Origin of the sequence: Kitasatospora sp. NPDC048296 (assembly GCF_043201815.1) — a bacterium.
Classification (GTDB): domain Bacteria; phylum Actinomycetota; class Actinomycetes; order Streptomycetales; family Streptomycetaceae; genus Kitasatospora.
Genome location: NZ_JBICZB010000002.1, coordinates 226,105 through 252,096, shown reverse-complemented (window position 1 = coordinate 252,096; position 25,992 = coordinate 226,105). Strand labels below are relative to the sequence as shown.

The following is a 25,992-nucleotide window of genomic DNA, read 5'->3' as shown; positions in this document are numbered from 1 at the left end:
GTGCGAGCGCCGCCGTCCTCGCCGGGGACACGTGCCGCACGCGGGAGGAGCACCGACTGCGGCCGCCTCACGCTGCCCTGCGCCCCGCTCCTGCCCGCACGGGCGGGCGGGCGGGCGGTGCCGGCTTCTGCTACGCCCGCTGCTCCGCGCGTGCCACCGCCGGGGGTGGGGTGGCCGGGCGGGAGTGGCGGCCGGTGCCGGGGGTGGGGTGGAGGTCGGGCGCCGGGGCGTAGCGGGCGGCCGGGGGGCGGAGGAGCCAGGTGGTGCGGGGGGTGGGAGTGATGAGGCCGAGGCGGTGGAGGAGGTCGAGGGCGTCGCGGCGGAGGGCGGTGCGGTCGGCGAGGTAGTGGGTGGGGAGGCCGTACTCATCGGTGATGTCGCCGAGGACGCCGTCTATCAGGGCGTCCGCGATCGGGACGTCGCCCGCGGTGGTCTCGCCGGGCAGCGGGCGGACCTCCTCGACCAGGCGCTCGACCAGTAGCAGGGCGGCCTGGGCGAGGGTGCCGGTACCGGGGAGGGCGAGGTCGGTGAGTTCGGCGGCCGGGTCCAGCAGGGCGACGCCCTCGGCCCGCAGTTCGGTCTCCAGGCCGAGGAATTCGGCGAGCGCGGCCGGGCCGCTGAGCCGGTGCTCCTGCAGCCAGCTGCGCCGGTCCTCGGGGAGGTCGGCGGCGAGGACGGCGGGCGTCTCGGCGAGGAGGCGGCGGACGGCGGTGGCGGGCTCGGCCTCGGCGGCGCGGCGGATGAGGTCGGCGGCGTCGTCGGCGAGGGCGGGCGGACCGGCCGGGACGGCGCGGGCGAGTTCGCGGTCGACGGTCAGCACGAAGGCGGAGCCGGCCGGGTCGGACGGCAGTTCGCCGAGCACCTGCCAGCTGGCGAGCGCGGCGAGCGCCATCGCGAGGTCGGCGGGCGCGGCGGCGAGTTCGGGCGCGGCGGCGCGCATCGCGTCGAGCAGCCGCCCGTACCGGAGTTGCCGGGGGGCGTCGACCAACAGCGCGAGGGCGAGCGCGAGTTGGGCGTAGCCGACCGGGGTGAACGGGGCGCCGGTGGCGGGGTGTTCGAGGCGGCGGGCGGCGCCGGGGCCGAGGCCTGCCTTGCAGAGCCGGGCGTGCCAGGGGCCGACGACCAGGCGGTAGCCGAGCAGGGTGTCGAAGCGTTCGGTGAGCCAGTCGCGGTGACGACGGATCAGCGGGAAGCCGTCGGCGTGCGGGCCGGAGGCGGTGACCAGCGGGTGGGCGAGCAGCAGCCGGGCGGCGATACGGCGTTCGGCGTCCGGGAGCTCCGCGCCGGAACGATCCTGCGAGCCGGCGGTCGCGCCCGCGGGCGCCCGGAGCCGCTCCGGCTTGCGGTGCCTGCCGGGCCTGCCCGGCTTGGCGCCTGACCGGACGACGGGCAGTGCGGCCTCGTCGCGCCGGGCGCGGCGCAGGCCGCCGTCGGTCCGGGCCTCACGGGCGCGCGGGACGGTGGCGCCGTGGGCGGTCGGGCCGTGCCACCAGCTGATGCCGGGGTCGGCGGGCTCGGCGGGGGCGCCGAGGTGGCGGGCGGGGTAGAGGCCGAAGGAGGCGGTGCACAGGTCGTCCGCGGTGCCGGGGGTGGCGGCGGCGAACCAGTGGGCGAGCCGCAGCAGTCCCGGGTCGGGCGAGAGGACCTCGCCGACCGCCTGCGGGCCGTCAGCACCGCCCTCGGGGGCGGGCTCAGGTAGCGCGTCAGCATCGGCGGGATCGGCGGGATCGGAGTCCGGCCCGGAGGCCGGCAAGGCGTCCGGCGAAGCGCCCGACGAGAGGTCCGTCGAAGAGCCCGGTGAGGAGCCCCGCGGGGAGCCGGCTTCGCGTACGGCGAGGACGGCGTCGGCGGTTCCCCGTCCTGCCCCGCCCGTGCGTCCGTCCGGCCTTCCGACGGCCACCCGGGTGGCGCCGACCGCGTACTCCTGCTGCTCCATGTCGGGATCCAGACTAGTCGGTGACCGGGTCACCCGGTGGCACCAACTGCCCTCCTGAACAACTCTCCGCAAGAGCCCTCGAAGCGGCCGCGCGCCCTCCGCTACCCGGGCGTCCCGTCATCCGCCGCACCCGGCCCGGGTTACGCACCGGTAACCTGCTGTTCCCCGGCCCGGTCGGCTCCCTTAGGGCCGGTGGATCCCCCACCCGAGTGACTCCGGAGGCAGCAGCCGCATGAGTATCCGTACGACCACCCGTGCCACCGGCCTCGGCGAGCGCCTGCGCTCGGCCACCGGCCTGCTCGGCGGCTTCGCGGCCGCCTCGGCGACACACCTGGGCTCGATCCTGTCCGGGGCCTCGGTGGTGCAGAACGCCACCAAGCCCGCCCTGATGCCATTGCTGGCCGCGCACAGCGTGACGGCGGCCACGACGGCCGGGCGGCAGGCACCGAAGCTGCTGGCGCCGGCGCTGCTGGCGAGCGCGGGCGGGGACGTGCTGCTGCAGCTGAAGAACGACCCCGCGTTCCTGGCCGGCATGGGCTCCTTCGCCGCCGCACACGTCTGTTACGTGACGATGTTCGTCCAGCGCGGGGCGCTCACCGACCGCCGTCGCACGCTGGTGGTCGCGGCCGCGTACGCGACGGCCTGGGTGGGCCTGGTCAGTCAGCTCTGGCCGGACCTCGGGGAGCTGAAGGTCCCGGTGGCCGGCTACAGCCTGCTGCTCACCTCGACGGCCGTCACCTCGGCCGGGCTGGGCTGGCGGACCGGGTTGGGCGGGGCGCTGTTCCTGTTGTCCGACACGCTGATCGCCACCCAGCTGGCGAAGTGGCGTGAGCTGCCGGGGCATCAGTTCTGGATCATGGCAACGTACGTCCTGGCCCAGTACCTGCTGGCCAGCGGCATCCTCCAGCACGAGGAGCGGCAGGAGCGGGCGGCCGTCTGACGCAGCACCGCACCGCCGGTCCCGTCAGGGGCCGGCGGTGCGACGCGGCAACGCGAAGGAGGCGAGGGCCGTCAGGCACCACGCCTCCGGAGCAGCCAGAAGCCGCCGACACCGCCCACGACCAGCGCCAGACCGCCGGCCAGCTCCCCCGGGTTGCCCGCGACCGAACCGCCGAGGCCGGAATTCACCGCGCCGTTCGGGGCGATCTGCTGGCTGCCGACGCCGGACTGGCCGAGCGAGCCGGCCCACTCCCCCGCGGCCTTGCCCCACTCGCCGAGCCCCTTGTCGGGGCTGGTGTCTGCCACGGTGGTGACCGTGACGCCGGTCGAGAAGGCGCTGCCGTTCGGACAGGTGCCGTCGACCTTGCTGTCCCCCCGGTGCTGGGAGGCCAGCCGGGCGGAACCGGTGTGCTTGCCGTCCGCGCCCAGGGTGAGCGTCGCGGGGCCGCCCTCGAAGGCGGCGGAGTGCGCGGTGACGGTCTTGGCGTCGGGCTTGTCCGACTTCTCGCAGGAGACCGTGACCGTCACGGTCTGGCCCGGTGCGGCCCGGGACGGGCTGACTGAGGCCGCGCCGTCCCTGGCTGAGGCGAGGGGGGCCGTCAGACCGGTCAGTACCGTCGCACCGATCAGGGCGGCGGCGGCCGTACGCATGGGGCGCATGCCGGAACCTCCGGGATTCTCGGGCGCAGCCGGGGGACTCCCATGTCCACGTGGTGTTTCAACTGCACCCGGTCATTCACCGACGGTAGGAAGGCACTCCACGCTCGGCCACCGCTCAGGACCGTTCGAGCGACAGCCCGTCACCCAGTGTGATTCTCGTGACTCAGAGGTCGAGGTCCACCACGACCGGGGCGTGGTCCGAGGTGCCCTTGCCCTTACGGGCCTCGCGGTCCACGTAGCTGTCGGTGACAGCGTCGACGAAGGGCTTGTTGGCGTAGGTGAGGTCGATCCGCATGCCCCGGTTCTTCGGGAAGGCCAGCTGGCGGTAGTCCCAGTAGGTGTAGGGGCGGTCGTACTTGAGCGGGCGCGGCAGCACGTCGTGCAGGCCGATCCCGTCGAGCGCCTCCAGCGCGGCGCGCTCGGTGGGGGTGACGTGGGTGAGGCCCTCGAAGGCGGCGACGTCGTAGACGTCCTCGTCGGCGGGGGCGATGTTGAAGTCCCCGAGGACGGCGAAGGGGCGCGGGCCGGCCGCGTCCTCGACGGCGGCCTTGCGCAGCGCCTCCAGCCACTCCAGCTTGTAGTGGTAGTGCGCGTGGCCGACCTCCCGGCCGTTGGGCACGTAGACCGACCAGACCCGGACCGGGCCGCAGGTGGCCGCGATGGCGCGCGGCTCGACGTCGGGCAGCAGTGCGCCGTCGGCGAGGAAGCCGGGCTGGTCGGGCAGGCCGCGCACGACGTCCTCCAGGCCGAGCCGGGAGACGATGGCGACGCCGTTCCACCGGCCGGTGCCGTGCGCGGCCGTCTCGTAGCCGAGCTCACGGACCTCGTCGTACGGGAAGACGTCGGCCGCGCACTTGAGCTCCTGGAGGCAGAGCACGTCGGGCTTGGCGCTCTCCAGCCATTCCAGGAGCTTGGGCAGCCGCGCGGTGACGGAGTTGATGTTCCAGGTGGCGATGCGGACGGTCACGGCGGGCGGCCTTCCCGGTGGTTCGGTCGGTACGGACGGGGGTGGGCCCCCGAGAGAGGCCCACCCCGAACATACCGCCCGCCTCCGACAGGCCGATCCGATCAGCCCGCGGGTCGGACCACCGCGGCCGAGCCGCCGCCGCGCCGCACCGGTTCGGCGGCGGCCACCCAGCGGCCGTCCGGCAGCCGCTCCACGCCCGTGGCTGCGCCTATCTCGGCCACGGACGTGAACTGGTGCCCGAGGCCCTCCAGCTCGGACCGCTCGGGCAGTGCCAGGAAGCCGGGCTCGGCCTGGGTGGCGACGGTGTTGCGCTGGCTGGCGCGCGGTGCGGCGATGGCCTGCTCCAGGCTCAGGCCGCGGTCGAGGCGCCCGAGCAGCACCTGCAGGGTGGTGGTGATGATGGTCGCGCCGCCCGGGCTGCCGGTGGCCAGCAGCGGCTCGCCGTCGCGCAGCACGATGGTCGGGGACATCGAGGAGCGCGGCCGCTTGCCCGGGCCGGGCAGGTTGGGGTCGGGGACGCCTGCGGTGAGCGGGGCGAAGTCGAAGTCGGTCAGCTCGTTGTTCAGCAGGAAGCCCCGGCCGGGGACGGTCATGCCGCTGCCGCCGGTCTGCTCGATGGTGAGGGTGTACGAGACGATGTCGCCCCAGCGGTCGGCGACCGTCAGGTGGGTGGTGTTGGGGCCCTCGTACGGCTCGGCGACGGCCTGGCCGGTGTCGGCGCAGTCGGCCGGGTGGCGCGGGTCGCCGGGGGCGAGCGGGCTGGTGAGGGCGCGGTCGGGGCTGATCAGGCAGGCCCGGGAGGCGGCGTAGCGCTCGGAGAGCAGTTGCCTGGTCGGGACGTCGCTGAAGGCCGGGTCGCCGACCCAGCGGTTGCGGTCGGCGAAGGCGATCCGGGAGGCGTCCAGGAAGTGGTGGTAGTACTGCGTGCTGCTGTAGGTCGAGAGGTCGCCGTCCTCCAGGATGTGGAGCGCCTCGCCGACGGTGGTGCCGCCGGAGCTGGAGGGGGCCATCGAGTAGACGTCGTAGTCGCGGTACGCGACGTGGGTGGGCTCCTGGCGGCGGACCTGGTAGGCGGACAGGTCGGCGGTGTCGACCTTCCCGGGACGGGCGTTGCGGCCCGAGGCCGGGTCGACCGGCGGGTGTTGCACGGTGTTGACGATGTCCTTGGCCAACTCGCCCTGGTAGAAGGCCTTCACGCCGTCCTTGGCGAGCAGCCGGTAGGTGGCGGCGAGGTCGGGGTTGCGCAGGACGGTGCCGACCTCGGGGGGCTTTCCGCCGGGCAGGTAGAGCTTGGCGGTGGCCGGGAAGTCCTTGAACCGGTCGTAGTTGTCGGCCGTCTGGCCACGGAAGGTGTCGTCGACGACGAAGCCGTTCTCGGCGATCCGCTCGGCGGGTTCGAGGTTCTGGGCGAGCGAGCGGGTGCCCCACTGGCGCAGGGCGGAATCCCAGGTGGCGGGGGTGCCGGGGACGCCGACGGACAGGCCGCTGGTGACGGCGTCGGCGAAGGCGAGCGGCTTGCCGTCCTCCAGGAACAGCCCGCTGTCGGCGGTGCGGCCGGCCACCTCGCGGCCGTCGATGGTGTGCACCCGGCCGGTGGCGTGGTCATAGTAGACGAAGTACCCGCCACCGCCGACCCCGGACGAGTACGGCTCGGTCACCCCGAGCGCCGCCGCGGCCGCGACCGCCGCGTCCACCGCGTTCCCGCCCTTGCGCAGCACCTCGATCCCGGCCGCGGTGGCGTCGGCGTCCACACTGGCCACCGCTCCGCCCCACCCCACCGCCTCGGGCGCCTTCGTCGGTGGCGCCGCGGCCCCGGCCGGCCCGGTGGTGGCCCACACCAGGGCGGTGGCGAGCAGCAGTTGTGGCGCGAGACGGGTCAGAGCCCTCATCCGAGTCCTCCTGGGTCGACGTCAACTCATCAGTTGTTCCACAGGAGGAGTGATCCGACAACCGCACCGTGCCACTACCAACGGGTAGTTGACGCGGCGGTGGACGGCGGGACGGCGGGCGCCGCGGCCGGCGGAACGCCGGGGAACAGCGAAGAGCTGACAGATTTCAGCGAACAGAAAACGAAATCTGTTCGCTGAAATCTGTCAGCTGAAAGTTGTCCCCCACCAGGGCCCCACCCCGAGGCGCCCCGCCTCCGCAGCTACAGCGTGCTGCGCTCCACCCGCCGCCGCTTGATGGTGCGGAAGCGGCGGGCGACCTGACGGGCCAGGTCGGCGGCGCCGACGAGCCCGGCCTCGTTGCCGAGCGCGGCGTGGACGATGGTGGCCTCGGGGCGGAAGCCGCGGCCGGTGAGGGTGCGGCGGAAGGTGTCGCGGGCCGGCCCGATGAGGAGGTCGCCGGCCTCGGAGACGCCTCCGCCGATGACGAAGCGGCCCGGGTCCAGGGCGGCGGCCAGGTTGGCGATGCCCACGCCCAGCCAGGTGCCGACCTCGTAGAGCAGCTCGGTCGCGGTCGGGTCGCCGTCCTGGGCGGCCTCCGTGACCAACGGCCCGGTGATGCCCTCGACCGTGCCGCCCGCCCGGGCGAGCAGCGGCTGCACCACCGGGGACTCCTCGGCGACCAGCTCACGGGCGTCCCGTACCAGCGCGTTGCCGGAGGAGTACTGCTCCCAGCAGCCCCGGTTGCCGCACGGGCAGCGGTGGCCGCCGGGCACCACCTGCATGTGCCCGAACTCGCCCGCCAGGCCGAACTTGCCCCGGTCGACGTAGCCGTCCCGGACGACCGCGCCGCCGATGCCGGTGCCCAGGGTGAGCATCACCATGTGGTCCTCGCCGCGCCCCGCGCCGAAGCGCCACTCGGCCCAGGCGGCCGCGTTGGCGTCGTTCTCCACGATCACCGGGAAGCGCAGCCGCTCGCTGAGCACCTGCTGGAGCGGCTCGTTGCGCCAGTTGAGGTGCGGGGCGAAGAGCACCCGGGAGCGGTCGGCGTCGACCCAGCCGGCCGCGCCGACGCCGACCGCGTGGACGTCGTGCCGGTCGGCGAGCTGCAGCACCAGCTCGACGATGACGTCCTCGACGACCTTGGGGCTCTTGCTCTTGTGGGGGGTGTCGGTGCGCAGCTTCTCCAGCACCTTGCCCTCACCGTCGACGACTCCCGCGACGACCTTGGTGCCGCCGATGTCGACGCCGATGGTCGGCAGCCGCAGTATCCCCGCGGGCAGGGCGCGGCGCCGGCGCTCGGCACGCGGGCCGAGGCCGAGCAGGGTGGGCAGGACGGCCGGCCGGGTGCTGCCTTGGGGGCTGGTCACGGCTTCGGACGCTCCTCACGGGAATCTCGGGGGTCACTGGAATCGGGGCCGACGCGGGGCTCGGCGGAACCCGGCCGGGCCAGCTCGTGCGAGAGCTCGGCGAGGTCGGAGCCGCCCGCCATCTCGGTGGTGAGCTGCTCCAGGCCGATCTCGGCACGCGGGTGGCTGCCGGCCATCCGCCCCCGCTTGAGCAGGGTGAAGTGGTCCCCGACCAGGTAGGCGTGGTGCGGGTTGTGGGTGATCAGGACGACCCCGAGCCCGGCGTCGCGGGCCGCCGTGACGTACTTGAGCACCACCCCGGACTGCTTGACGCCGAGCGCCGCGGTCGGCTCGTCCAGGATGAGCACCTTGGCGCCGAAGTGCACGGCACGGGCGATCGCCACGCACTGGCGCTGGCCCCCGGAGAGGGTGCCGATCGGCCGGTCGACGTCGTGCAGGTCGATGCCCATCCTGGCGAGCGCCTCGCGGGTGGTGGCCCGCATGCCGTCGGCGTCCAGCCGCAGGCCGCCCCAGCGGCGCATGCCCTGCTCGGAGCCGAGGAAGAAGTTGCGCCAGACCGGCATCAGCGGGACGACCGCGAGGTCCTGGTAGACGGTGGCGATGCCGCGGTCCAGGGCCTGGCGCGGGGAGTCGAGGCGGACCTCCTCACCACCGACGGTGTAGCGGCCCTCGTCGTGCTGGTGCAGCCCCGCGATGATCTTGATCAGGGTGGACTTGCCGGCCCCGTTGTCGCCCAGCACGCAGCTGATCTCGCCGGCCCGCAGGGTCAGCGAGACGTCCTGCAGCGCCCGGACCGTCCCGTAGGTCTTGCCGACGCCTTCCAGTGACAGCAGCTCGCCACCCAGGGAGAGTTCGGTAGTCATCGCGGCCCCCGTTCCGCCCGGCGCTTGACGTAGGCGTTGAGCAGCGCGGCCAGCAGCAGCATCGCGCCGAGGAAGAACTTGAACCAGTCCGGGTTCCACTGGGCGTAGATGATCCCCTTGCTGGCCATCCCGAAGATCAGCGCACCGAGCGCGGAGCCGACCACCGAGCCGTAGCCGCCGGTGATCAGGCAGCCGCCGATGACCGCCGCGACGATGTAGATCAGCTCGTTGCCGACGCCCTCGCCGGACTGCACGGTGTCGAAGGAGAACAGCAGGTGCTGCCCGAGCACCCAGGCACCGAAGCCGACGCCCAGGTAGAGCACCGTCTTGGTCCGGGCCACCGGCACGCCGACCGCGCGGGCGGCGGCCGCGTCGCCGCCGACGGCGAAGATCCAGTTGCCGAAGCGGGTGCGCAGCAGCACCCAGCTGCCGACCGCGAGCAGGCCGAGCCACCACCAGACGGTGGCCTTGACGGTCAGTCCGCCGACGGTGACCTCGGAGGCGAACAGCCAGCGGCAGGACTCGAAGCCCTGCATGTCCGCGATCGACTTGGTGGAGACCGTTCCGGAGATCGCCTTGGTGACGCCCAGGTTGGCGCCGGTCAGCATCAGGAAGGTGCCCAGGGTGACGATGAAGCTGGGCAGCTTGGTGCGGCCGAGCATCCAGCCGTTGAACCAGCCGACCGCCAGCGTGGTCGCCAGCGAGACCAGGACGCCGACCCAGGTGACCGCGGTGAACTGGTACGAGACCATCGAGGAGGTCAGCGCGGCAGTGGTGACCAGGACGCCGGCCGACAGGTCGAACTCGCCGCCGATCATCAGCAGCGAGACCGGTACGGCCATGATCCCGATGGTGGACGCCGCGTAGAGCACGGTGCCGAGCGAGGAGACCCGCAGGAAGGGCTCGGCGGTGGTGGCGAAGACCGCGAACACCGCGACGGCGGCGATCAGCGAGCCGAGCTCCGGGCGGGCGAGGATCCGTCGCAGGGCCGCCGGGCGGTCCTGGAGCAGGCCGTCCCGGGCGAGGAGGTCGGGGGTGCTCACCTGGTCCCCCTCGCGACGTACTCGGCGAGCGCGTCGGCGTTGTCCTTGGTCAGGATCTGCGGGCCGGTCGCGACGGGCTTGCCGCCGCCGAGCATGTCCAGGTTGGACTTGTACAGCCAGAGCAGGTCGACGCCCTCGTAGCCCTGGAGGTAGGGCTGCTGGTCGACGGCGAAGCCGACGCTGCCGGACTTGAGGCCGGCCACCACCTGCTGGCCGAGGTCGAAGGTGTCCAGCTCGACGTTCCGGTGGGTGTCCTGGATGGCCTGCAGCCCGGTGGCGGCCATCGGGCCGGAGAGGGTGAGCACGGTGTCGATGTCCGGGTCGGACTGCAGCTTGGCGGAGATCGCGGCGCGGGCGTCGGGCATGTCGACGCCGTTGACGTAGAGCACCTGGAAGGCGGCGCCGGCCTTGGACTGCGCGCCGGAGCAGCGCTGCTCCTGGCCGACGTTGCCCTGCTCGTGGATCACGCACAGCACGTTCTTGCGGCCGCGGGAGGCCAGCTCCGCGCCGGCCGCCTGGCCGGCCGTGGTCTCGTCCTGCCCGATGTGGGTGAGCGCGCCGAACTTGGCGGAGAACTCCTGGCCGGAGTTGATGGTGATCACGGGGATGCCGGCCGCCTTGGCCTTGCCGAGGACGTCGGCCATGGCGTCGCCCTTGGCGAGGGTGACCAGCAGGCCGTCGACCTTCTGGTCGATGGCGGCCTGGACGAGCTGGACCTGGTTCTGGGTCTGCGCGTCGTTGGAGTACAGGAAGGTGATGTTGTCCTTGGCGGCGGCCTGCTCGGCGCCCTTGCGCACGCTGTCCCAGAAGGCGTCGCCGGCGCCGGCGTGGGTCACCATGGCGACCTTCCAGCGCGGGGTGGTGACGGCGCTGCCACCGGCGGCCGCGGCCTTGGCGCGGGCCTCCTCGGCGCGTCTGCCTCCGGTACTGCTGCAACCGGCCGCGGTGACCGCGAGGGCCAGGACGGCGCACACGGGCCAGAAGCGGCGGGACGGGCGAAAGCGGGTTGTGCTCATCCCCATAGTCTCTCTGGCCCGGCCGCGGGCGATCGCACCGCCTCGCCCAGCGGCGCGCACCGCGCGGGAGGTAAGGTGCCCCGGGGGACCTTCCTGGTAGTTCGCTGAACATCTGGTCCGGACCACGGCCGTCCGGGTGGCAGACTAGGCGCCGATCCGAAGCTGGGGCATCACCGTAACGTGATGTTCCTCTCAGGTTCCGCACAGATTCGGACGGCAACCGATCACCGGTTCTCAGCCGTCTGATGCCATTGACGTGCGTCCGGGCGAGTGGGGCCCGGACGGCGAGCGACCCGGATACGAGAACTTGATGGAACTGACAGGTACGCCATTCTTCATCCTCACCGTCATCCTTGTGCCGGTCTCCATCACAGTGGCGTTGCTGTTCTGGGGGAAGGTGCGCGGCCCCCATCCGGTGCAGGTCCTCTCCCGGATCGTCATGATCATGTTCTGTCAGGTCACGGCCGTGCTGATGGTCTTCGTGATGGTCAACAACGCCAACCTGATCTACGGCAACTGGGACGACCTGCTCGGCACCGGTGACCACGTCCGAGCGGTGCCCTCCGTGCCGCCGGCGGACCCGGCCGGGGGCAACGCCCAGAACGGCCAGTCCGGCGACGCCGGCAAGCAGCCCCCGAAGGTGCTGCAGAAGTTCGGCGGCGTGAACGACCCGGCGGTGCCCGGCGACGTCCAGAAGACCGACCTCAAGGGCCAGGTCTCCGGTGTCGACGGCGAGGTGCTGGTCTGGCTGCCGCCGCAGTACAACGACCCGGCGTTCAAGGACAAGAAGTTCCCGGTGGTCGAGCTGATCCCGGGCTACCCCGGCTCCTCCTCCACCTGGTACGGCACCCTCAAGGTGTCCGAGCAGCTCAAGCCGCTGATGCAGCAGGGCAAGGTCGCGCCGTTCATCCTGGTCTCGCCGCGCACGCTGCTGCTGGGCAGCCACCAGGACGCGGGCTGCACCGACATCCCCGGCAAGATCAACGCCGACGCCTGGATCACCCGCGACGTCCCGCAGATGGTGATGGACAACTTCCGCGCCGACCCGTCCGCGGACCGCTGGGCGATCGCCGGCTACTCGGCCGGCGCCCACTGCGCCGCCAAGCTCTCGCTGGCCCACCCGAACCGCTACCGCGCCGGCATCGCGATGTCCGGCTACAACGACCCGGCGAGCGAGCCGGACTCGCTGGTCGGCAAGGACGCGAAGCTGCGCGAGGCCAACAACCCGGTCAACATCCTCAAGACCGCCCAGCAGCCGCCGAAGGTCGCCCTGCTGGTCAGCGGCGCCAAGGGCGACGGCTACGAGGACGGCCAGGCGATCGCCGCCGTGGCCAAGGATCCGACCAAGGTCCAGGTCGAGGAGAGCACCGGCCCGCACACCACCGACATGTGGAAGCGGATGGTCCCCAGCGCCTTCGAGTGGCTGACCACGATCATCCCGGCTCAGTAGCCGACCGTCAGCACGACCGAGGGCCCGCCGCGAACGTTCGCGGCGGGCCCTCGGCGTTCTCCCGGGCCGGGTGCCGTCAGGCCAGCTCCAGCGCCAGGTAGAAGTCCACCCGGTCCTCCAGCCGGGAGAGGTCCCGCCCGGTCAACTCCTCGATCCGGCCGATCCGGTAGCGCAGGGTGTTGACGTGGACGTGCAGCTGCCCGGCGCAGCGGGTCCAGGAGCCGTCCGAACGCAGGAAGGCCTCCAGGGTGCGCACCAGGTCCGCCTGGTGCTCGATGTCGTACGCGATCACCTTGTCCAGCAGCCGGCTGCGGAAGGCGCGGCGGACCTCGTCCGGGACGGCGGCCAGCAGCAGCACGTGCGAAGCCAGCTCCTCGGGGCCGGCCACGCAGACCCGGCCGACCCGGGCGGCGGCGATCCGGCGGGCGTGCCGGGCCTCCTCCAGGGCCCCGCGCAGGCCGCCGGCCTCGGAGGCGGGGGCGGAGACACCGAGGGTGATCCGCCCCTCCGAGCCGAGTCCGGCCTCCAGCGGGGCGAGCAGGTCGCGCAGGGTGTCGGCGGGCACCGGGCTGTCCAGGGCGGGCAGCACCACCACGGCGCCGTTGCCCGAGCCGGCGACCAGCGCGCGGTCGGTGGTGCCGCCGAGCGCCTCCTCCAGGACGGCCCGCACCGTGCCGTCCGGCAGGCCGGTGCCCTCGGCGCTGAGCACCAGCCAGGAGTCGTCCTGGGGCTGGGACTTGGGCTCGGGGCTCTCGTAGCGGGCGGCCATCGCCGAGGAGGCGTACAGGGTGCGGCTGATCTCCGCCGGGTCGGCGTCGCGGCGCAGCAGGGCGAGCAGTTCGTCGGCCAGGCGGCGGCGCAACCGGCGGCCCTCGTCCCGGCGGTGGCGTTCGGCGGCGACCAGCCGGGCCAGGTTGTCGGCGAGCTGCTGGCGCTTGGTGGTCCACTCGGTGACGTCGCCGGCGACTACGAGCAGCCAGTCGGCCAGCAGCCAACCGGCCTGCGGCGCCTCGTGCTCGGCGGAGGCCGCGGCGGGCAGCAGCGAGTAGGCGCCGCCGGCCAGTCGGGCCCGGTGCGGGGGGCGGCGGCGCTGGCGCTGGGCGGCGAGGTGGGCGCGGACCAGCTGGTCGCGGTCCTCGGCGGTGAGCCGGTCGGCGGGGCCGGCGATCACCGCGCCGGTCGGGGTGAGCACCCAGCAGTCCAGGTCGAGGTCGCCGCCGAGCAGGTCCAGCACGGCGTCCAGCCCGCCGCCGCCGGCCGCCGAGACCAGCAGCCGGTGCCGGTCGACCAGGGCGGCGAGGTCGGCGGCGCGGTCGGCGGAGACCTGACGGCCGATGAACTCGGTGACGGTGCCGAAGGCGATGTCGTCGGGGACGGCCAGCAGCGGCATCCGGTGCCGGCGGCAGGCCTCGACCAGGTCCTCGGGCACCGGGCCGACCTCGGCCTCGCCGGCCGCCAGGGCGACCGCGCCGCCGGCCGCGATGGTCCGGACGAAGCGCTCGGAGTCGGCCGGGCCACCGCGCCAGAGCATCCCGGTGAGCACCAGCTCGCCGCCGTGCAGGTAGCGGCCGGGGTCGTGCAGGTCCGTGGTCATCACGCCGCTGACCTGCCGGTCCAGCTCCTCCTCGGCCGCGAGCAGGCGCAGTCGCGGGGCGCCGGGGGCGAGCAGGTCACGGACACGCATCCGCGGACTCCTTAAGGGGGGCTGGACCAGAAGGCTGGAACAGAAGGCTGGAACAGGGGGCTTGAGCAGGGCTGGAACGACGGCTGGGACGGGGATCAGGGGGCCTGATCGGGGGGAAGCGATGGTCGGACGTCCGGTCCGGGGGTGACAGTGTGCCCGAACATCAGTGCTCGGCGTTACGTACCAGCGGGCCACCGGGTCACGAGCCCGTAGACCGTCCGTCACGGCCGGATTACGGTCGTAGGTAGCACTCGGCGAACACCTGGGCTGCGGGATTGTCTCCCTTAGAGGAACGTACAGGATGCCGGGCGGGACCACAGCCGGGGCTTCATGCCATCGGTGACTGCCAGTGGCCCCCGTCACAGGAGTTCACTGGGCGACACGCCACCGGACACCCGGTAGGCGAAGACTTGAGGAGACACCCGCATGGAGTTCCTTCGGCCCGCCACCTGGGACGAGGCTCTCGCGGCGAAGGCTGAGTACCCGACCGCGCTGCCCATCGCGGGCGGCACGGACGTCATGGTCGAGCTGAACTTCGACGTGCACCGGCCATCCGCGATTCTCGACCTGAACCGCGTCACCGAGCTCACCGAATGGACGAACGACGGCAATGTCGTCCAGCTCGGCGCCTCCGTCCCGTACGCCCGGATCATCGCGGAGCTGTCCGGGCCGCTGCCCGGGCTCGCGCTGGCTGCCCACACCGTCGGCTCGCCGCAGATCCGCAACCGCGGCGGCGTCGGTGGCAACCTGGGCGCGGCCTCCCCGGCCGGCGACTCCCACCCGGCGCTGCTGGCGGCCGGGCGGGACGTGTTCGTCGAGGCGGCCTCGGTGCGCGGCACCCGGATGATCCCGATCGACGAGTTCTACGTCGGTGTCAAGCGCAACTGCCTGGAGGCGGACGAGCTGATCCGGGCCGTGCACATCCCGGTCGCGGACGGCCCGCAGCAGTTCTCGAAGATCGGCACCCGCAACGCCATGGTGATCGCGGTCTGCGCGTTCGGCTTCGCCCTGCACCCCAGGAACGAAACCGTCGGCACCGGTATCGGTTCGGCTGCCCCCACGCCGCGCCGCGCCGTCGAGGCCGAGGAGTACCTGCAGGGCGTGCTCGCCGAGCGCGGGCTCTGGCAGTCCGGCGAGTTGCTGGGCACCGAGGTGATCCAGCGCTTCGGCGAGCTGGTGAAGGCCGCCGCCTCCCCCATCGACGACGTCCGGGGCACCGCCGACTACCGGCGGCACGCGCTGGCCGTGATGGCCCGCCGCACCCTCACGTGGTGTTGGAACGACTACAGCAAGCAGATCAGGAGCGCGGCATGAGGGTCACGTTCACCGCCAACGGCAAGCCGGTCGAGGCCGACGACGTGTGGGAGGGCGAGAGCCTGCTCTACGTGCTGCGCGAGCGCGTCGGCCTGCCGGGCTCGAAGAACGCCTGTGAGCAGGGCGAGTGCGGCTCCTGCACCGTCTACCTGGACGGCGTGCCGGTCTGCTCCTGCCTGGTCGCGGCCGGCCAGGTGCAGGACCGCGAGGTGCGCACGGTCGAGGGCCTGGCCGAGGAGGACGGCGAACTGGGCCTGGTCCAGCAGGCGTTCATCGACGCCGGCGCGGTCCAGTGCGGCTTCTGCACCCCGGGCCTGCTGGTGCAGACCGACGCGCTGCTGGAGCGCGACGCCCAGCCGAGCGACAACGACATCCGCGAGGCGCTGTCGGGCAACCTGTGCCGCTGCACCGGCTACGAGAAGATCATGGACGCGGTGCGGCTCGCCTCCGCCCGCAAGTGCGCCGGTGAGGGGGCTGGTTCGGCATGACTGCCCGTACCATCCAGGGTCAGAAGAACCTGCAGAACATCAACCAGGCGTCCAAGGACGGCATCGGCGGCTCGCCGCTGCGCCCGGACGGCAACCTGAAGGTCAAGGGCGAGTTCGCGTACTCGTCGGACCTGTGGCACGAGGACATGCTGTGGGGTATGGCGCTGCGCTCGCCGCACCCCCGGGCGAACATCCTCTCGGTGGACATCTCCGAGGCGCTCAAGGTGCCCGGCGTCTACGCGGTGCTGACCCATGAGGACATCCCCGGCGCCAAGTACTACGGCCTGGAGATCCAGGACCAGCCGGCCCTGGCCATCGACAAGATCCGGTACCACGGCGAGGCGATCGCGCTGGTCGCCGCCGACCACCCGGAGACGGCCCGCCGCGCGGTGAAGAAGATCAAGGTCGAGTACGAGGTGCTCACCCCGATCGTCACCGAGGAGCAGTGCCTGGACCCGGAGACCCACGGGTACGTGCACGAGCCGCACGAGTACAAGTCGCACGCGTACGGCAACATCTGCCACGAGCAGAAGCTGGTCTCCGGCCTCGGCGTGACCGACGAGGTGCGGGCGATGGCGGACGTCATCGTCAGCGGCGACTACGAGGTCGGCATGCAGGACCAGGCCTTCCTCGGCCCCGAGTCCGGCCTCGCGGTGCCCGCCGAGGACGGCGGCATCGACCTCTACATCGCCACCCAGTGGCTGCACGTGGACCGCGAGCAGATGGCCCCGGTGCTGGACCTCCCGGAGGAGAAGGTCCGGCTCACCCTGGCCGGCGTCGGCGGCGCCTTCGGCGGCCGCGAGGACATCTCGATGCAGATCCACGCCTGCCTGCTGGCCCAGCACACCAACAAGCCCGTCAAGATCGTCTACTCCCGGGACGAGTCCTTCTACGGCCACGTCCACCGCCACCCGGCCCGGATGCACTACGAGCACGGCGCGACGCGGGACGGCAGACTGGTCTTCGCCGACTGCCGGATCGTGCTGGACGGCGGCGCGTACGCCTCCGCCTCCCCCGCCGTGGTCGGCAACGCGGCCTCGCTCGGACACGGCCCGTACGTGATCCCGAACGTCGGGATGCACGCCATCGCGCTCTACAGCAACAACCCGTCCTGCGGGGCGATGCGCGGCTTCGGCGCGGTGCAGGCGGCGTTCGGCTACGAGTCGCAGATGGACAAGCTGGCGGCCGAACTCGGCATGGACCCGGTGGAGCTGCGGCAGCTGAACGCGATGTCGGAGGGCGACTTCATGCCCACCGGCCAGCAGATCGACTCGCCCGCGCCGGTGGCCGAACTGCTGCGCCGCGCCAAGGAGATGCCGCTGCCGCCGCCGCTGGACACCGCGCACCTGGACGTCCGCGCGCTGCCCGGCGCGCTGTCCAACACCTCGCACGGCGAGGGCATCGTGCGCGGCGTCGGCTACTCGGTCGGCATCAAGAACGTCGGCTTCTCCGAGGGCTTCGACGACTACTCCACCGCCCGGGTGCGCCTGGAGGTGATCGGCGGCGAGCCGGTCGCCATGGTGCACACCGCGATGGCCGAGGTCGGCCAGGGCGGCGTCACCGTGCACGCCCAGATCGCCCGCACCGAGCTGGGCGTCGAGCAGGTCACCATCCACCCGGCCAACACCGAGGTGGGGTCGGCCGGTTCGACCTCCGCGTCGCGCCAGACCTACATGACGGGCGGCGCGGTGAAGCTGGCCGCCGAGGCCGTCCGGCGGGAGCTGGTCGAGAAGGGCCGCCGGCGCTACGGCTGGACCCACAAGGACATCACACTGGCCGGCGGCAAGGTCGTCTCGGAGAGCGCCGGTGTGCTGGTCTCCATGGTGGACCTGCTCGGCGACGAGGCCATCGACCTCACCCGCGAGCACCACCACCGGCCCACCCAGGCCTTCGACAAGGAGACCGGCCAGGGCTTCGGCCACGTCCAGTACACCTTCTGCGCCAACCGCGCGGTGGTGGACGTGGACGTGGAGCTGGGCCTGGTCAAGGTGGTCGAGCTGACCGCCGTCCAGGACGTCGGCAAGGCGCTCAACCCGCTCTCCGTGGTCGGCCAGATCCAGGGCGGCTGCACCCAGGCGCTCGGGCTCGCGGTGATGGAGGAGATCATCGTCCGGGACGGCAAGGTGCGCAACGCCTCCTTCACCGACTACCTGATCCCCACCATCCTGGACACTCCGCCGATCCCGGTGGACGTCCTCGAACTTCCCGACCCGCACGCCCCGTACGGGCTGCGCGGCGTCGGCGAGGCGCCGACCGTGTCGGCGACGCCCTCGATCGTGGCGGCCATCCGCAACGCCACGGGCCTGGCGCTCAACCGGATCCCGGTCCGGCCCGAGCACCTGACCACCGAACAGCCCGGCTGATCCCGGCAGTTCGACCTCCGGGAGCACGAACCCCGGAGGGCTCCGGATGCCTCCGCAACCCTCCGGACGTACGGACCTCCCCGGGGCGGTGACGCGTCTTCCCCACCGCCCCGGGGGCCTCCCCCACCCGCTGCCCTGCCCACGCCGGGGTTCCGCAGTGGTGCGCACCACCCTCATCTGCACCGCTGGCACTCCCCGACGAGTGCCCCCCACAGTGAGTCGATACCGTCCCCCTGTGCCAACTTCGTTGACTGGCAGTCAGGTCGGCTCGCCCACCCCAACCCCCTTTGACACTTGGGAGTGGACATGACCAGGATCCCCACGGAGCCCGGCACCACCGAAGCAGACAGACCCGCCGGGGACGAGACCCGCCCCTCGTCCCCGGCACCACGCCCGAACGGCGCGCTCGACGCGTACTTCAAGATCTCGGCCCGCGGCTCGACCCTCGCCAACGAACTGCGCGGCGGCCTGACCACGTTCATGGCGATGGCGTACATCATCCTGCTCAACCCGCTGATCCTCAGCGGCGCGGACGTCAACGGCGTCAAGCTCGACCACGCCGCGCTGACCACCGCCACCGCGCTCGCGGCCGCCGTCACCACCCTCCTGATGGGCCTGGTCGGCAACGTGCCGCTGGCCCTGGCGGCAGGGCTCTCCGTCTCGGGCGCGGTCTCCGCGCTCGTCGTCCCCCACACCACCTGGTCGCAGGCCATGGGCCTGTGCGTGATCTACGGCCTGCTGATCGTGCTGCTGGTGGTCTCCGGGCTGCGCGAGAAGATCATGAACGGCATCCCGCTGCCGCTCAAGCACGCGATCACCATCGGCATCGGCCTGTTCGTCACGATCATCGGCCTCTACAAGGCCGGCTTCATGCACACCGGCGGCCCCACCCCGCTCTCGCTCGGCCCGGCCGGCGAGCTGACCGGCTGGCCGGTGCTGATCTTCTGCGTCACCCTGCTGGCCATCTTCGTCCTGATGGCGCGCGGCATCCGGGGCGCGATCCTGATCGGCATCGCCGGCGGCACCGTGCTCGCGATGATCGTCAACAAGGTCGCCCACGTACCGGCCTCGGCCTGGAAGAACTCCGTCCCGGTGTGGCCCGGCAGCCCGGTCTCCGCGCCCGACTTCAGCCTGTTCGGCCACGTCGACCTGTTCGGTGCCTTCGGCAGCCACGGCATGGGCGCGATCAGCGCCTCGGTCGCGGTGTTCACCCTCGTCCTGGCCGGCTTCTTCGACGCGATGGCCACCATCATCGGCGTCGGCACCGAGGCCGGTCTGGCCGACAAGCAGGGCCGGATGCCAGGCCTGTCCAAGGCGCTGTTCATCGACGGCGCCGGTGGCGCGGTCGGCGGCCTGGCGGGCGCGTCCGGCCAGACGGTCTTCGTCGAATCGGCGACCGGGGTCGGCGACGGCGCCCGGACCGGCCTCGCCTCCACCGTCACCGGCGGACTGTTCGCCCTGATGCTGTTCTTCTCGCCGCTGGCCGGCATCGTCCCGGTCGAGGTCGCCTCCGCCGCCCTGGTGGTGATCGGCTCGATGATGATGAGCCAGGCCCGGCACATCGACTGGTCCGACCGCGAGGTCGCCATCCCGGCCTTCCTGACCTGCGTGCTGATGCCGTTCACGTACAGCATCACCGCGGGCGTCGCGGCCGGCGTCATCTCGTACTCGGTCATCAAGGCCGGCCAGGGCAAGTGGCGCGAGCCCGGGCTGCTGATGTGGATCCTCACCGCGGTCTTCGTGCTCTACTTCGCGCTCACTCCGATCAAGTCCTGGCTGGGCGTGCACTAGGCACCCCGTACGCACCACCGCCGCCGTACGGGATCGTTTCCCGTACGGCGGCTCTCCCGCTACTGTCGAAACCGTGTAAGGAGCCTCAGACATGCAGGACATCGCCGAGCAGCTGCAGGCCTGGCACGCGTCCGGGCGCTCCTTCGCCGTGGCCACCGTGGTCGGCGTCTCCGGCAGCGCCCCGCGCGACCCCGGGGCGGCACTGGCCGTGGACGCGGCCGGGGAGGCGGTCGGCAGCGTCTCCGGCGGGTGCGTCGAGGGCGCGGTGTACGAGCTGTGCCAGGCCGCGATCGAGAGCGGCGAGCCGGTGCTGGAGCGCTTCGGCTACAGCGACGAGGACGCCTTCGCGGTCGGGCTGACCTGCGGCGGGATCCTCGACGTGTTCGTCCAGCCGGTCGTGCCGGGGGCGGACCCCGGCATGGACGCGGGCCTCGCGTTCATCGCCGCCGGGACCCCGGTCGCGCTCGCCCGGGTGATCGCCGGACCGGCCGGGCTGCTCGGCGCCACCCTCTCGGTCACCGCCGACGGCGTCCGCGGGGCGCTCTCGGTGGGGCCGTCCACCGTCGGCGCGCTGGAGCGGGCGCTCGTCGCCGAGGCCCGGGCGATGCTGGACGCCGGACGGACCGGCCGGATCGTGCTCGGCCTGGACGGGCGGCCCTGTGACGAGCACGAGCAGGGGACCGTCACCTGCTTCGTCGAGTCCTACGTGCCCGCGCCCCGCATGCTGGTCTTCGGCGCGATCGACTTCGCCGCCGCCGTGGTGCGGATCGGCAAGTTCCTCGGCTACCACGTCACGGTCTGCGACGCCCGGCCCGTCTTCGCCACCACGCGCCGCTTCCCCGAGGCGGACGAGGTGGTGGTCGACTGGCCGCACCGCTACCTCGACTCCCAGCTCGGCCGGATCGACGGGCGCACCGTACTGTGCGTGCTCACCCACGACGCCAAGTTCGACATCCCGCTGCTGGAGCGCGCCCTGCGGCTGCCGGTCGGCTACGTCGGCGCGATGGGCTCGCGCCGCACCCACCGCGACCGGGAGGCCAAGCTGCGCGAGGCCGGGCTGACGGACGCCGAACTCGCCCGGCTGCGCTCCCCCATCGGCCTCGACCTGGGCTCCCGCACCCCCGAGGAGACGGCGGTCTCGGTCGCCGCCGAGATCGTCGCCCACCGGCGCGGCGGCAGCTGCCTGCCGCTGAGCGCCGGGAACGGACCGATCCACCACGACGTGGCGGCCGCTCCCGAGGACGCCGGGACGCCCCGGACGCACGCGGCCTGAGCGTCGCACTGCGTGAACGTCACGCTGCGTGCCCGCCGGGCGGCGGGGCTCCGGAGGAACGGACTCGCCGCCGGTTCGGCGGCTGACGGCCGCCGACGGGAGCGGACGACGGAAGGCCTCCCGGTGCCGCTCGGGGAGCGGGACCGGGAGGCCTTCCGGGTCAGCGGGACGGCGGGGTCGGCGGACCGTTCCGGGGTCCGTCGGCCCGACGCCGTCGCGATGGCTGGGCCTGCCGCCGCGGACCGCTGGGATCGGGGGGTGTCGGGGACTACTGCACCTGGCAGCCGCGCTGCCAGTTCCAGCCGACGAAGGTGTGGCGCAGCTGCACGTCGAAAGTGCAGGAGTAGGTGAGGTCGGGGTTGAGGGTCAGGTACGTGTGGTGGGTGTTGTCGTACCAGTTGCCGGTGACGTCGAAGATCCCCTTGTAGGAGAAGTCCGCGTGGGCCTGGGAGTTGACCACGGCGCAGTTGGTGGTGCAGTCGTCGCTGTTGGTGGCGGAGGCCACCGACCAGCCGGCGTTCCACGGCTCGCGGTTGAAGCCCTGGGTCACGGTGGTGGCCGCGGTGGTGATCTGGCCGTCGGCGGTGTTCCAGTCGGAGGTGGCGTACAGACCGGTCATCCGGATGTTGCAGCAGTCGTACATCTCGTTCGCGCTGGTGATCCGGCGGTGGCCGGTGGCGGTGGTGCCCGCCGCCAGGGCCTTGGCGGCGGCGGTGCGGGTGGTCGGGGCAGCGGCCGGGACGTAGGTCACCGGGCCCTCCTGCGGCTTGCAGTCCGAGCCGATCGTCACCGTCTGCTGGACCGACATGCCCGCGGGCGGGACCGGCAGCGAGCCGGTGAGCGTCACACCGTCGCAGGTTCGGGCGCTCGATGCATCGGCGGCGGGTGCCGCGACGGCCCCCGGGGCCATCGCCATGAGCAGACCGGCCGCACCGAGCGCTACCGAAACCAGACGCTTCTTCACAGTCCCTGTTCACCCTCGTGAGTTACCTGCCGGTAAGCCTAGGGTGGCCGGTCACCGGGTCCGAGAGCGTTGGCAGGAAGCTGCAACTCCTGATGTCGCCGGGGCTGCCGGGACTGCTGGGGCCCCTGCGGCGGCAGGGGCCCCAGTGCGGTTTCAGGTCACGTTCAGACGGGCGGCCAGGCGCAGCAGGCCGGGGCTGAGGCGGGAGAGCAGGCGGGCGGCCTTGGCCTCGGGGGTGACCGGGACGACGGGCTTGCCGGTGCGCACGGCGCCGACGACGGCGGCGGCCACCTTCTCCGGCGGGAAGCCGCGGCGGGCGTAGAGCCTGGCGGCGCGGGCCTGCTTGGCGGACTGTTCGGCGGCGGTGGTCGCGGAGAAGGTGGAGGTGCGGGTGATGTTGGTGTTGACGATGCCGGGGCAGATGGTGGAGACGCCGATGCCGTGGCCGACGAACTCGGCGCGCAGGCAGTCCGAGAGCATGAACACCGCGGCCTTGCTGGTGGCGTACGCGGTGAGCGCCTTGGCGGGCAGGTAGGCGGCGGCCGAGGAGACGTTGACGATGTGGCCGCCCTGGCCGCGGTCGGCCATCAGGGTGCCGAAGGCGCGGCAGCCGTGGATCACGCCCCAGAGGTTGACGTCCAGGACGCGCTGCCACTCCTTCTCGGTGGTCTGCAGGAAGGTCCCGGAGTGGCCGATGCCCGCGTTGTTGACCATCACGTCGGGCACCCCGTGCTCGGCGGCGACGGTCTGCGCGAAGGCGTCCATCGCGGCGCCGTCGGAGACGTCCACCCGGTAGGCGTGCGCCGTCGGGCCGATCAGCGAGGCGAGTTCGGCGGTTCGCTCGGCGGCCGCGAGGTCGAGGTCACAGACCACCACCCGGGCGCCGTCCTCGGCGAAGGCCAGCGCGGTGGCCCGGCCGATGCCGCTGCCGCCGCCGGTGACGACCACCAACCGGCCGTCGCCCTCGGCGGTTCGGGCGTCGCCCGTGCTGCCGGTCTCGATCCGGGCGGTGAACTCGCGGACCATGCCGGCCACGGTGGCTCCCTTCTCCAGCAGCGCCGACCAGTGGCCGGCGTGCAGCGTGCGTCGGGTCAGCTCGGGCGCCCAGCGCTCCAGGCCCTCGGAGAGGTAGGTGCCGACGTAGCGGTCCCGGGTGAGGGTGATCAACTGGACCGGCACCTCGGTCGGCCGCTCGCGCGGACTGCCCATCGTGGGGCGGAAGTTGGCGCGGTACAGCTCGATGCCGCGGACGGCGTCGCGGCGCAGCGTGCGCTGGGGGTGGTCGGCGCGCGGGGTGACGTGCTCCAGGTCTCGCAGCACCCGCGACCAGGCCCGGGCCAGGCCGAGGCGCCAGACGGCGGGGGCGAGGAAGGGCAGGTGGAAGGCGGTGATGTACCAGGAGTGCAGGCCCTGGTGGAGCAGCTGCCTGAGGTGGCGCGGGGTGGGGCGGCGCAGCCGGTGACGCAGCCAGTAGCCCATGTGGTCCAGGGACGGGCCGGACATGGTGGTGTAGGAGGCGATCCGGCGCTCGGCGCCGGGGGTGGTCACGGCCTCCCAGGACTGGATCGAGCCCCAGTCGTGGGCGAGCAGGTGCACCGGGCGGTCCGGGCTGACCGCGTCGGCGACGGCGAACAGGTCGTCGGCGAGCTGCTCCAGGCGGTAGCCGCTCCGGTCCGCGGGGACGCCCGACTCGCCGGCGCCGCGCACGTCGTAGCGGACCACGTGGTGGTCGCGGGCGAGATCGGCGGCGATGTCGTCCCAGACGGCGTGGGTGTCCGGGTAGCCGTGCACCAGGAGGACGGTGGGGGCCTCCGGGTCGCCCTGCTCGAAGACGGCGAGCGGGAGGCCGCCGGAGTGGACGGTCCGGCGGCGGATCGGGGGCGTCGGGGTCGTCGGAGTCGTCATCGGGTGGCCTCCAGGGCGGTCGGCTCGTCGGTGGCGGTCGGCTGGGCGGCGGCCTGGGCGGTGCTCGGCTCGTCGGTGGCGGCCGGCTCGTCGGTGGCGGCCGGCTCGTCGGTGGCGGTCCAGCGGCGGACGTGCGGGAGGTCGTCGTCGAGCCAGTAGGCGTCGCCCTCGGTGACCACCAGCAGTTCCTCGAACTTGATGCCCACGCCGCGGAAGCCGATGTGCGGCTCGACCGCCCACAGGCCCGGCGTGGGCGCGTGCCGGGACGAGCGGCCGTCCGCCCACAGCGGCGAACGGCCGTGCAGGCGCTCGGAGATGAGCTCGCGGCCGAGGGTCTGCAGGGTGCGCACGCCGAAGCCGAAGACGTTCACCCCCGCCGGGCCGCGCACGGTGGTGCGGGTGACCTGGTGGCCGATCACCCGCCCCGGGTAGACCTGGTGGCGGTTGTCGTAGCCGTGCGCGGCGATCTGCGCGTCCACGGCCGCGTACACCTCGTTGAGCGGCTTGCGGGCGCGCACCTCCGCGAGGATCAGCTCGCGGTAGACCTTGAGGTCGGCGGCCAGACGGTCCCACACCTTGTTCTCGCCGACCTTGCCGCCGTAGCCGATGTCGGCGGTGTAGCCGTCCACGACGGGCGCGCAGTCCAGCACGTACGGCATGCCCTCCTCAAGGCGGCGGTTGCCGGCGAAGAACTGCAGCGGGGTGTGGAAGTGCCGGAAGGCCGTACGGTCACCGAACCAGGCGAAGGGGACGTGGAAGAAGTCCTGCACCCCGGCGGCGACCAGGCGGCGGCGCAGCTCGGCGGTGGCCTGCCGCTCGGTGACACCCGGTTCGATCCAGGCGGCGACCTGTTCGGCGCAGTGGTAGGCGAGTTGCTGGGTCTCGCGGAAGCGGTCGAGGTCGCGCTCGGTGTAGCGGAACGTCGGGATCGCATTCGCCATCGGGGGCATCGGGGGGCTCCTTCTAGACGTCGAGCACGAGGGTCTCGCCCTCGGCGGCCCGGGAGACGCAGGGCAGCAGGGCGCCGGCGGCGCGCTGCTCGGGGGTGAGGCGGCGGTCCCGGTGGTCGGGCGTGCCGGACCGCAGGCGGACCTCGCAGGTGCCGCAGAAGCCCTGGTGGCAGGAGTACGGGAGGTCCGGGCGGGCCTCGCGCAGCACGTCCAGGGCGGAGCGGTCGGCGGGGACCTCCAGGGTCGGACCGTCGGTGCCGAGCCGGACGGCGAAGGGCTTGCCGTCGGTGATCGGGGCGGCGCCGAAGCGCTCGAAGTGCAGGGCGCAGGCCCGGGACTCGTCCAGGGCCCGCTGGACGGCTGCGAGCATCGGGGCGGGGCCGCAGCAGTAGACGGCGGCGCCACGCGGGGCGTGGGCGAGCAGTTCGGCGCCGGTGGGGACGCCACCGTGCTCGTCGTCGGTGCGCAGCACCACGCGGTGCGGGTCGAGGGCGCGCAGCTCGTCCGCGTACGGGAGGGTGTCGGCGCTGCGGCCGACGTGGACGAGCCGCCAGTCCAGGCCGTGGCGCTGGGCCTCGCGGGCCATCGGCAGCAGCGGGGTGATACCGATGCCGCCGGCGAGCAGCAGGACGGTGGGCTCGGCGCAGAAGGCGAAGCCGTTGCGCGGGCTGCGGGCGGTGAGGCGGGCGCCGGGGTGCAGGGTGTCGTGGATCTCGACGGACCCGCCGCCGCCCTCGGGCAGCTTCCGGACGGCGATCCGGTAGCTGCGGCGGTCGGCCGGGTCGCCGCTGAGCGAGTAGTGGCGCTCGCGGCCGGAGGGCAGGACGAGACGCAGGTGGGCGCCGGGCTGCCAGGGCGGCAGCTGGCCACCGGAGGGGTCGGCGAGGCTCAACTCGATGACGTCTGCGGCGAGTCCGCGCCGGGCGGTGACCACCAGCTGGAGCGGCGCGGCGGGTCGGCTGAGCGGGCGGCGTGGGCTGCGCCGCAGCAGGGGGCCACCGAGGGCCTGCACGTACCGGTCCTGGATCGCGGTGAGGCGGGTCAGGAAGCGGTCCGCCCAGGGGCGGCCGTACAGGTCGGGGGGCGGGGTGAGCAGATCCATCCGGCGATCCTTGGCGTGGGGAGGGGGT

General features: G+C 73.0%; 20 protein-coding genes. 7 read left to right on the top strand and 13 right to left on the bottom strand.

What is annotated here, in order from left to right; translation table 11 throughout:
* Window positions 1-130: 130 nt before the first annotated feature.
* Window positions 131-1,936, bottom strand: a complete 1,806-nt coding sequence (locus ACGF12_RS02855) for a DUF2398 family protein (protein WP_393024519.1) — start codon at window positions 1,934-1,936, stop codon at window positions 131-133.
* A 232-nt stretch (window positions 1,937-2,168) separates the two neighbouring features.
* On the opposite strand from ACGF12_RS02855, the gene ACGF12_RS02850 reads away from it, so the two are divergent.
* Window positions 2,169-2,876, top strand: a complete 708-nt coding sequence (locus ACGF12_RS02850; protein WP_393024516.1) for a lysoplasmalogenase — start codon at window positions 2,169-2,171, stop codon at window positions 2,874-2,876.
* A gap of 71 nt (window positions 2,877-2,947) precedes the next feature.
* On the opposite strand, the gene ACGF12_RS02845 is transcribed toward ACGF12_RS02850, so the two are convergent.
* The 7 genes from ACGF12_RS02845 to ACGF12_RS02815 all read right to left on the bottom strand — a co-directional run bounded on the left by ACGF12_RS02845 (window position 2,948) and on the right by ACGF12_RS02815 (window position 10,680).
* Window positions 2,948-3,535, bottom strand: coding sequence for a hypothetical protein (locus tag ACGF12_RS02845; RefSeq protein ID WP_393024513.1), 588 nt, complete (start codon window positions 3,533-3,535; stop codon window positions 2,948-2,950).
* 163 nt (window positions 3,536-3,698) lie between these two features.
* A complete protein-coding gene (locus ACGF12_RS02840; RefSeq protein WP_393024510.1) occupies window positions 3,699-4,502 on the bottom strand; it encodes an exodeoxyribonuclease III in 804 nt (267 codons plus the stop codon).
* A 101-nt stretch (window positions 4,503-4,603) separates the two neighbouring features.
* A complete protein-coding gene (gene ggt / locus ACGF12_RS02835; RefSeq protein ID WP_393024507.1) occupies window positions 4,604-6,391 on the bottom strand; it encodes a gamma-glutamyltransferase in 1,788 nt (595 codons plus the stop codon).
* A gap of 260 nt (window positions 6,392-6,651) precedes the next feature.
* On the bottom strand, window positions 6,652-7,758 hold the full coding sequence (locus ACGF12_RS02830) for an ROK family glucokinase (RefSeq protein ID WP_393024504.1): 1,107 nt from the start codon (window positions 7,756-7,758) through the stop codon (window positions 6,652-6,654).
* Window positions 7,755-8,621: an ATP-binding cassette domain-containing protein gene (locus ACGF12_RS02825; RefSeq protein ID WP_393024501.1), complete on the bottom strand. Its 867-nt coding sequence runs from the start codon at window positions 8,619-8,621 to the stop codon at window positions 7,755-7,757. The genes ACGF12_RS02830 and ACGF12_RS02825 overlap by 4 nt, the downstream gene beginning before the upstream one ends.
* Window positions 8,618-9,664: an ABC transporter permease gene (locus ACGF12_RS02820; protein WP_393024498.1), complete on the bottom strand. Its 1,047-nt coding sequence runs from the start codon at window positions 9,662-9,664 to the stop codon at window positions 8,618-8,620. Before ACGF12_RS02820 ends, ACGF12_RS02825 begins: the two co-directional genes overlap by 4 nt.
* Window positions 9,661-10,680, bottom strand: coding sequence for a sugar ABC transporter substrate-binding protein (locus ACGF12_RS02815; protein ID WP_393024495.1), 1,020 nt, complete (start codon window positions 10,678-10,680; stop codon window positions 9,661-9,663). The genes ACGF12_RS02820 and ACGF12_RS02815 overlap by 4 nt, the downstream gene beginning before the upstream one ends.
* 310 nt (window positions 10,681-10,990) lie before the next feature.
* Between ACGF12_RS02815 and ACGF12_RS02810 the strand changes: the two genes are divergently transcribed.
* On the top strand, window positions 10,991-12,130 hold the full coding sequence (locus ACGF12_RS02810; protein WP_393024492.1) for an alpha/beta hydrolase: 1,140 nt from the start codon (window positions 10,991-10,993) through the stop codon (window positions 12,128-12,130).
* A gap of 76 nt (window positions 12,131-12,206) precedes the next feature.
* On the opposite strand, the gene ACGF12_RS02805 is transcribed toward ACGF12_RS02810, so the two are convergent.
* Complete coding sequence (locus tag ACGF12_RS02805) at window positions 12,207-13,814, bottom strand: PucR family transcriptional regulator (RefSeq protein ID WP_393024489.1); 1,608 nt, start codon at window positions 13,812-13,814, stop codon at window positions 12,207-12,209.
* A gap of 426 nt (window positions 13,815-14,240) precedes the next feature.
* Between ACGF12_RS02805 and ACGF12_RS02800 the strand changes: the two genes are divergently transcribed.
* From ACGF12_RS02800 to ACGF12_RS02780, 5 genes are all read left to right on the top strand, one after another.
* A complete protein-coding gene (locus ACGF12_RS02800; RefSeq protein WP_393024486.1) occupies window positions 14,241-15,128 on the top strand; it encodes an FAD binding domain-containing protein in 888 nt (295 codons plus the stop codon).
* Window positions 15,125-15,616 (top strand): (2Fe-2S)-binding protein, encoded by a 492-nt coding sequence (locus ACGF12_RS02795; RefSeq protein WP_393024483.1) that lies wholly within the window; start codon window positions 15,125-15,127, stop codon window positions 15,614-15,616. The genes ACGF12_RS02800 and ACGF12_RS02795 overlap by 4 nt, the downstream gene beginning before the upstream one ends.
* Window positions 15,613-17,979: a xanthine dehydrogenase subunit D gene (gene pucD / locus ACGF12_RS02790; RefSeq protein WP_393024480.1), complete on the top strand. Its 2,367-nt coding sequence runs from the start codon at window positions 15,613-15,615 to the stop codon at window positions 17,977-17,979. The genes ACGF12_RS02795 and pucD overlap by 4 nt, the downstream gene beginning before the upstream one ends.
* Window positions 17,980-18,285: 306 nt before the next feature.
* Window positions 18,286-19,770 (top strand): NCS2 family permease, encoded by a 1,485-nt coding sequence (locus tag ACGF12_RS02785; RefSeq protein ID WP_393024477.1) that lies wholly within the window; start codon window positions 18,286-18,288, stop codon window positions 19,768-19,770.
* A 91-nt stretch (window positions 19,771-19,861) separates the two neighbouring features.
* A complete protein-coding gene (locus ACGF12_RS02780) occupies window positions 19,862-21,043 on the top strand; it encodes an XdhC family protein (RefSeq protein WP_393024474.1) in 1,182 nt (393 codons plus the stop codon).
* Window positions 21,044-21,311: 268 nt separating this feature from the next.
* Here the strand turns inward: ACGF12_RS02780 and ACGF12_RS02775 are convergent, their stop codons facing one another.
* From ACGF12_RS02775 to ACGF12_RS02760, 4 genes are all read right to left on the bottom strand, one after another.
* Window positions 21,312-22,007: a hypothetical protein gene (locus ACGF12_RS02775; protein WP_393024471.1), complete on the bottom strand. Its 696-nt coding sequence runs from the start codon at window positions 22,005-22,007 to the stop codon at window positions 21,312-21,314.
* Window positions 22,008-22,160: 153 nt separating this feature from the next.
* A complete protein-coding gene (locus ACGF12_RS02770; RefSeq protein ID WP_393024468.1) occupies window positions 22,161-23,912 on the bottom strand; it encodes an SDR family oxidoreductase in 1,752 nt (583 codons plus the stop codon).
* A complete protein-coding gene (locus tag ACGF12_RS02765) occupies window positions 23,909-24,862 on the bottom strand; it encodes a M24 family metallopeptidase (RefSeq protein ID WP_393024465.1) in 954 nt (317 codons plus the stop codon). Before ACGF12_RS02765 ends, ACGF12_RS02770 begins: the two co-directional genes overlap by 4 nt.
* A gap of 13 nt (window positions 24,863-24,875) precedes the next feature.
* Complete coding sequence (locus ACGF12_RS02760; protein WP_393024461.1) at window positions 24,876-25,964, bottom strand: PDR/VanB family oxidoreductase; 1,089 nt, start codon at window positions 25,962-25,964, stop codon at window positions 24,876-24,878.
* Window positions 25,965-25,992 lie beyond the last annotated feature (28 nt).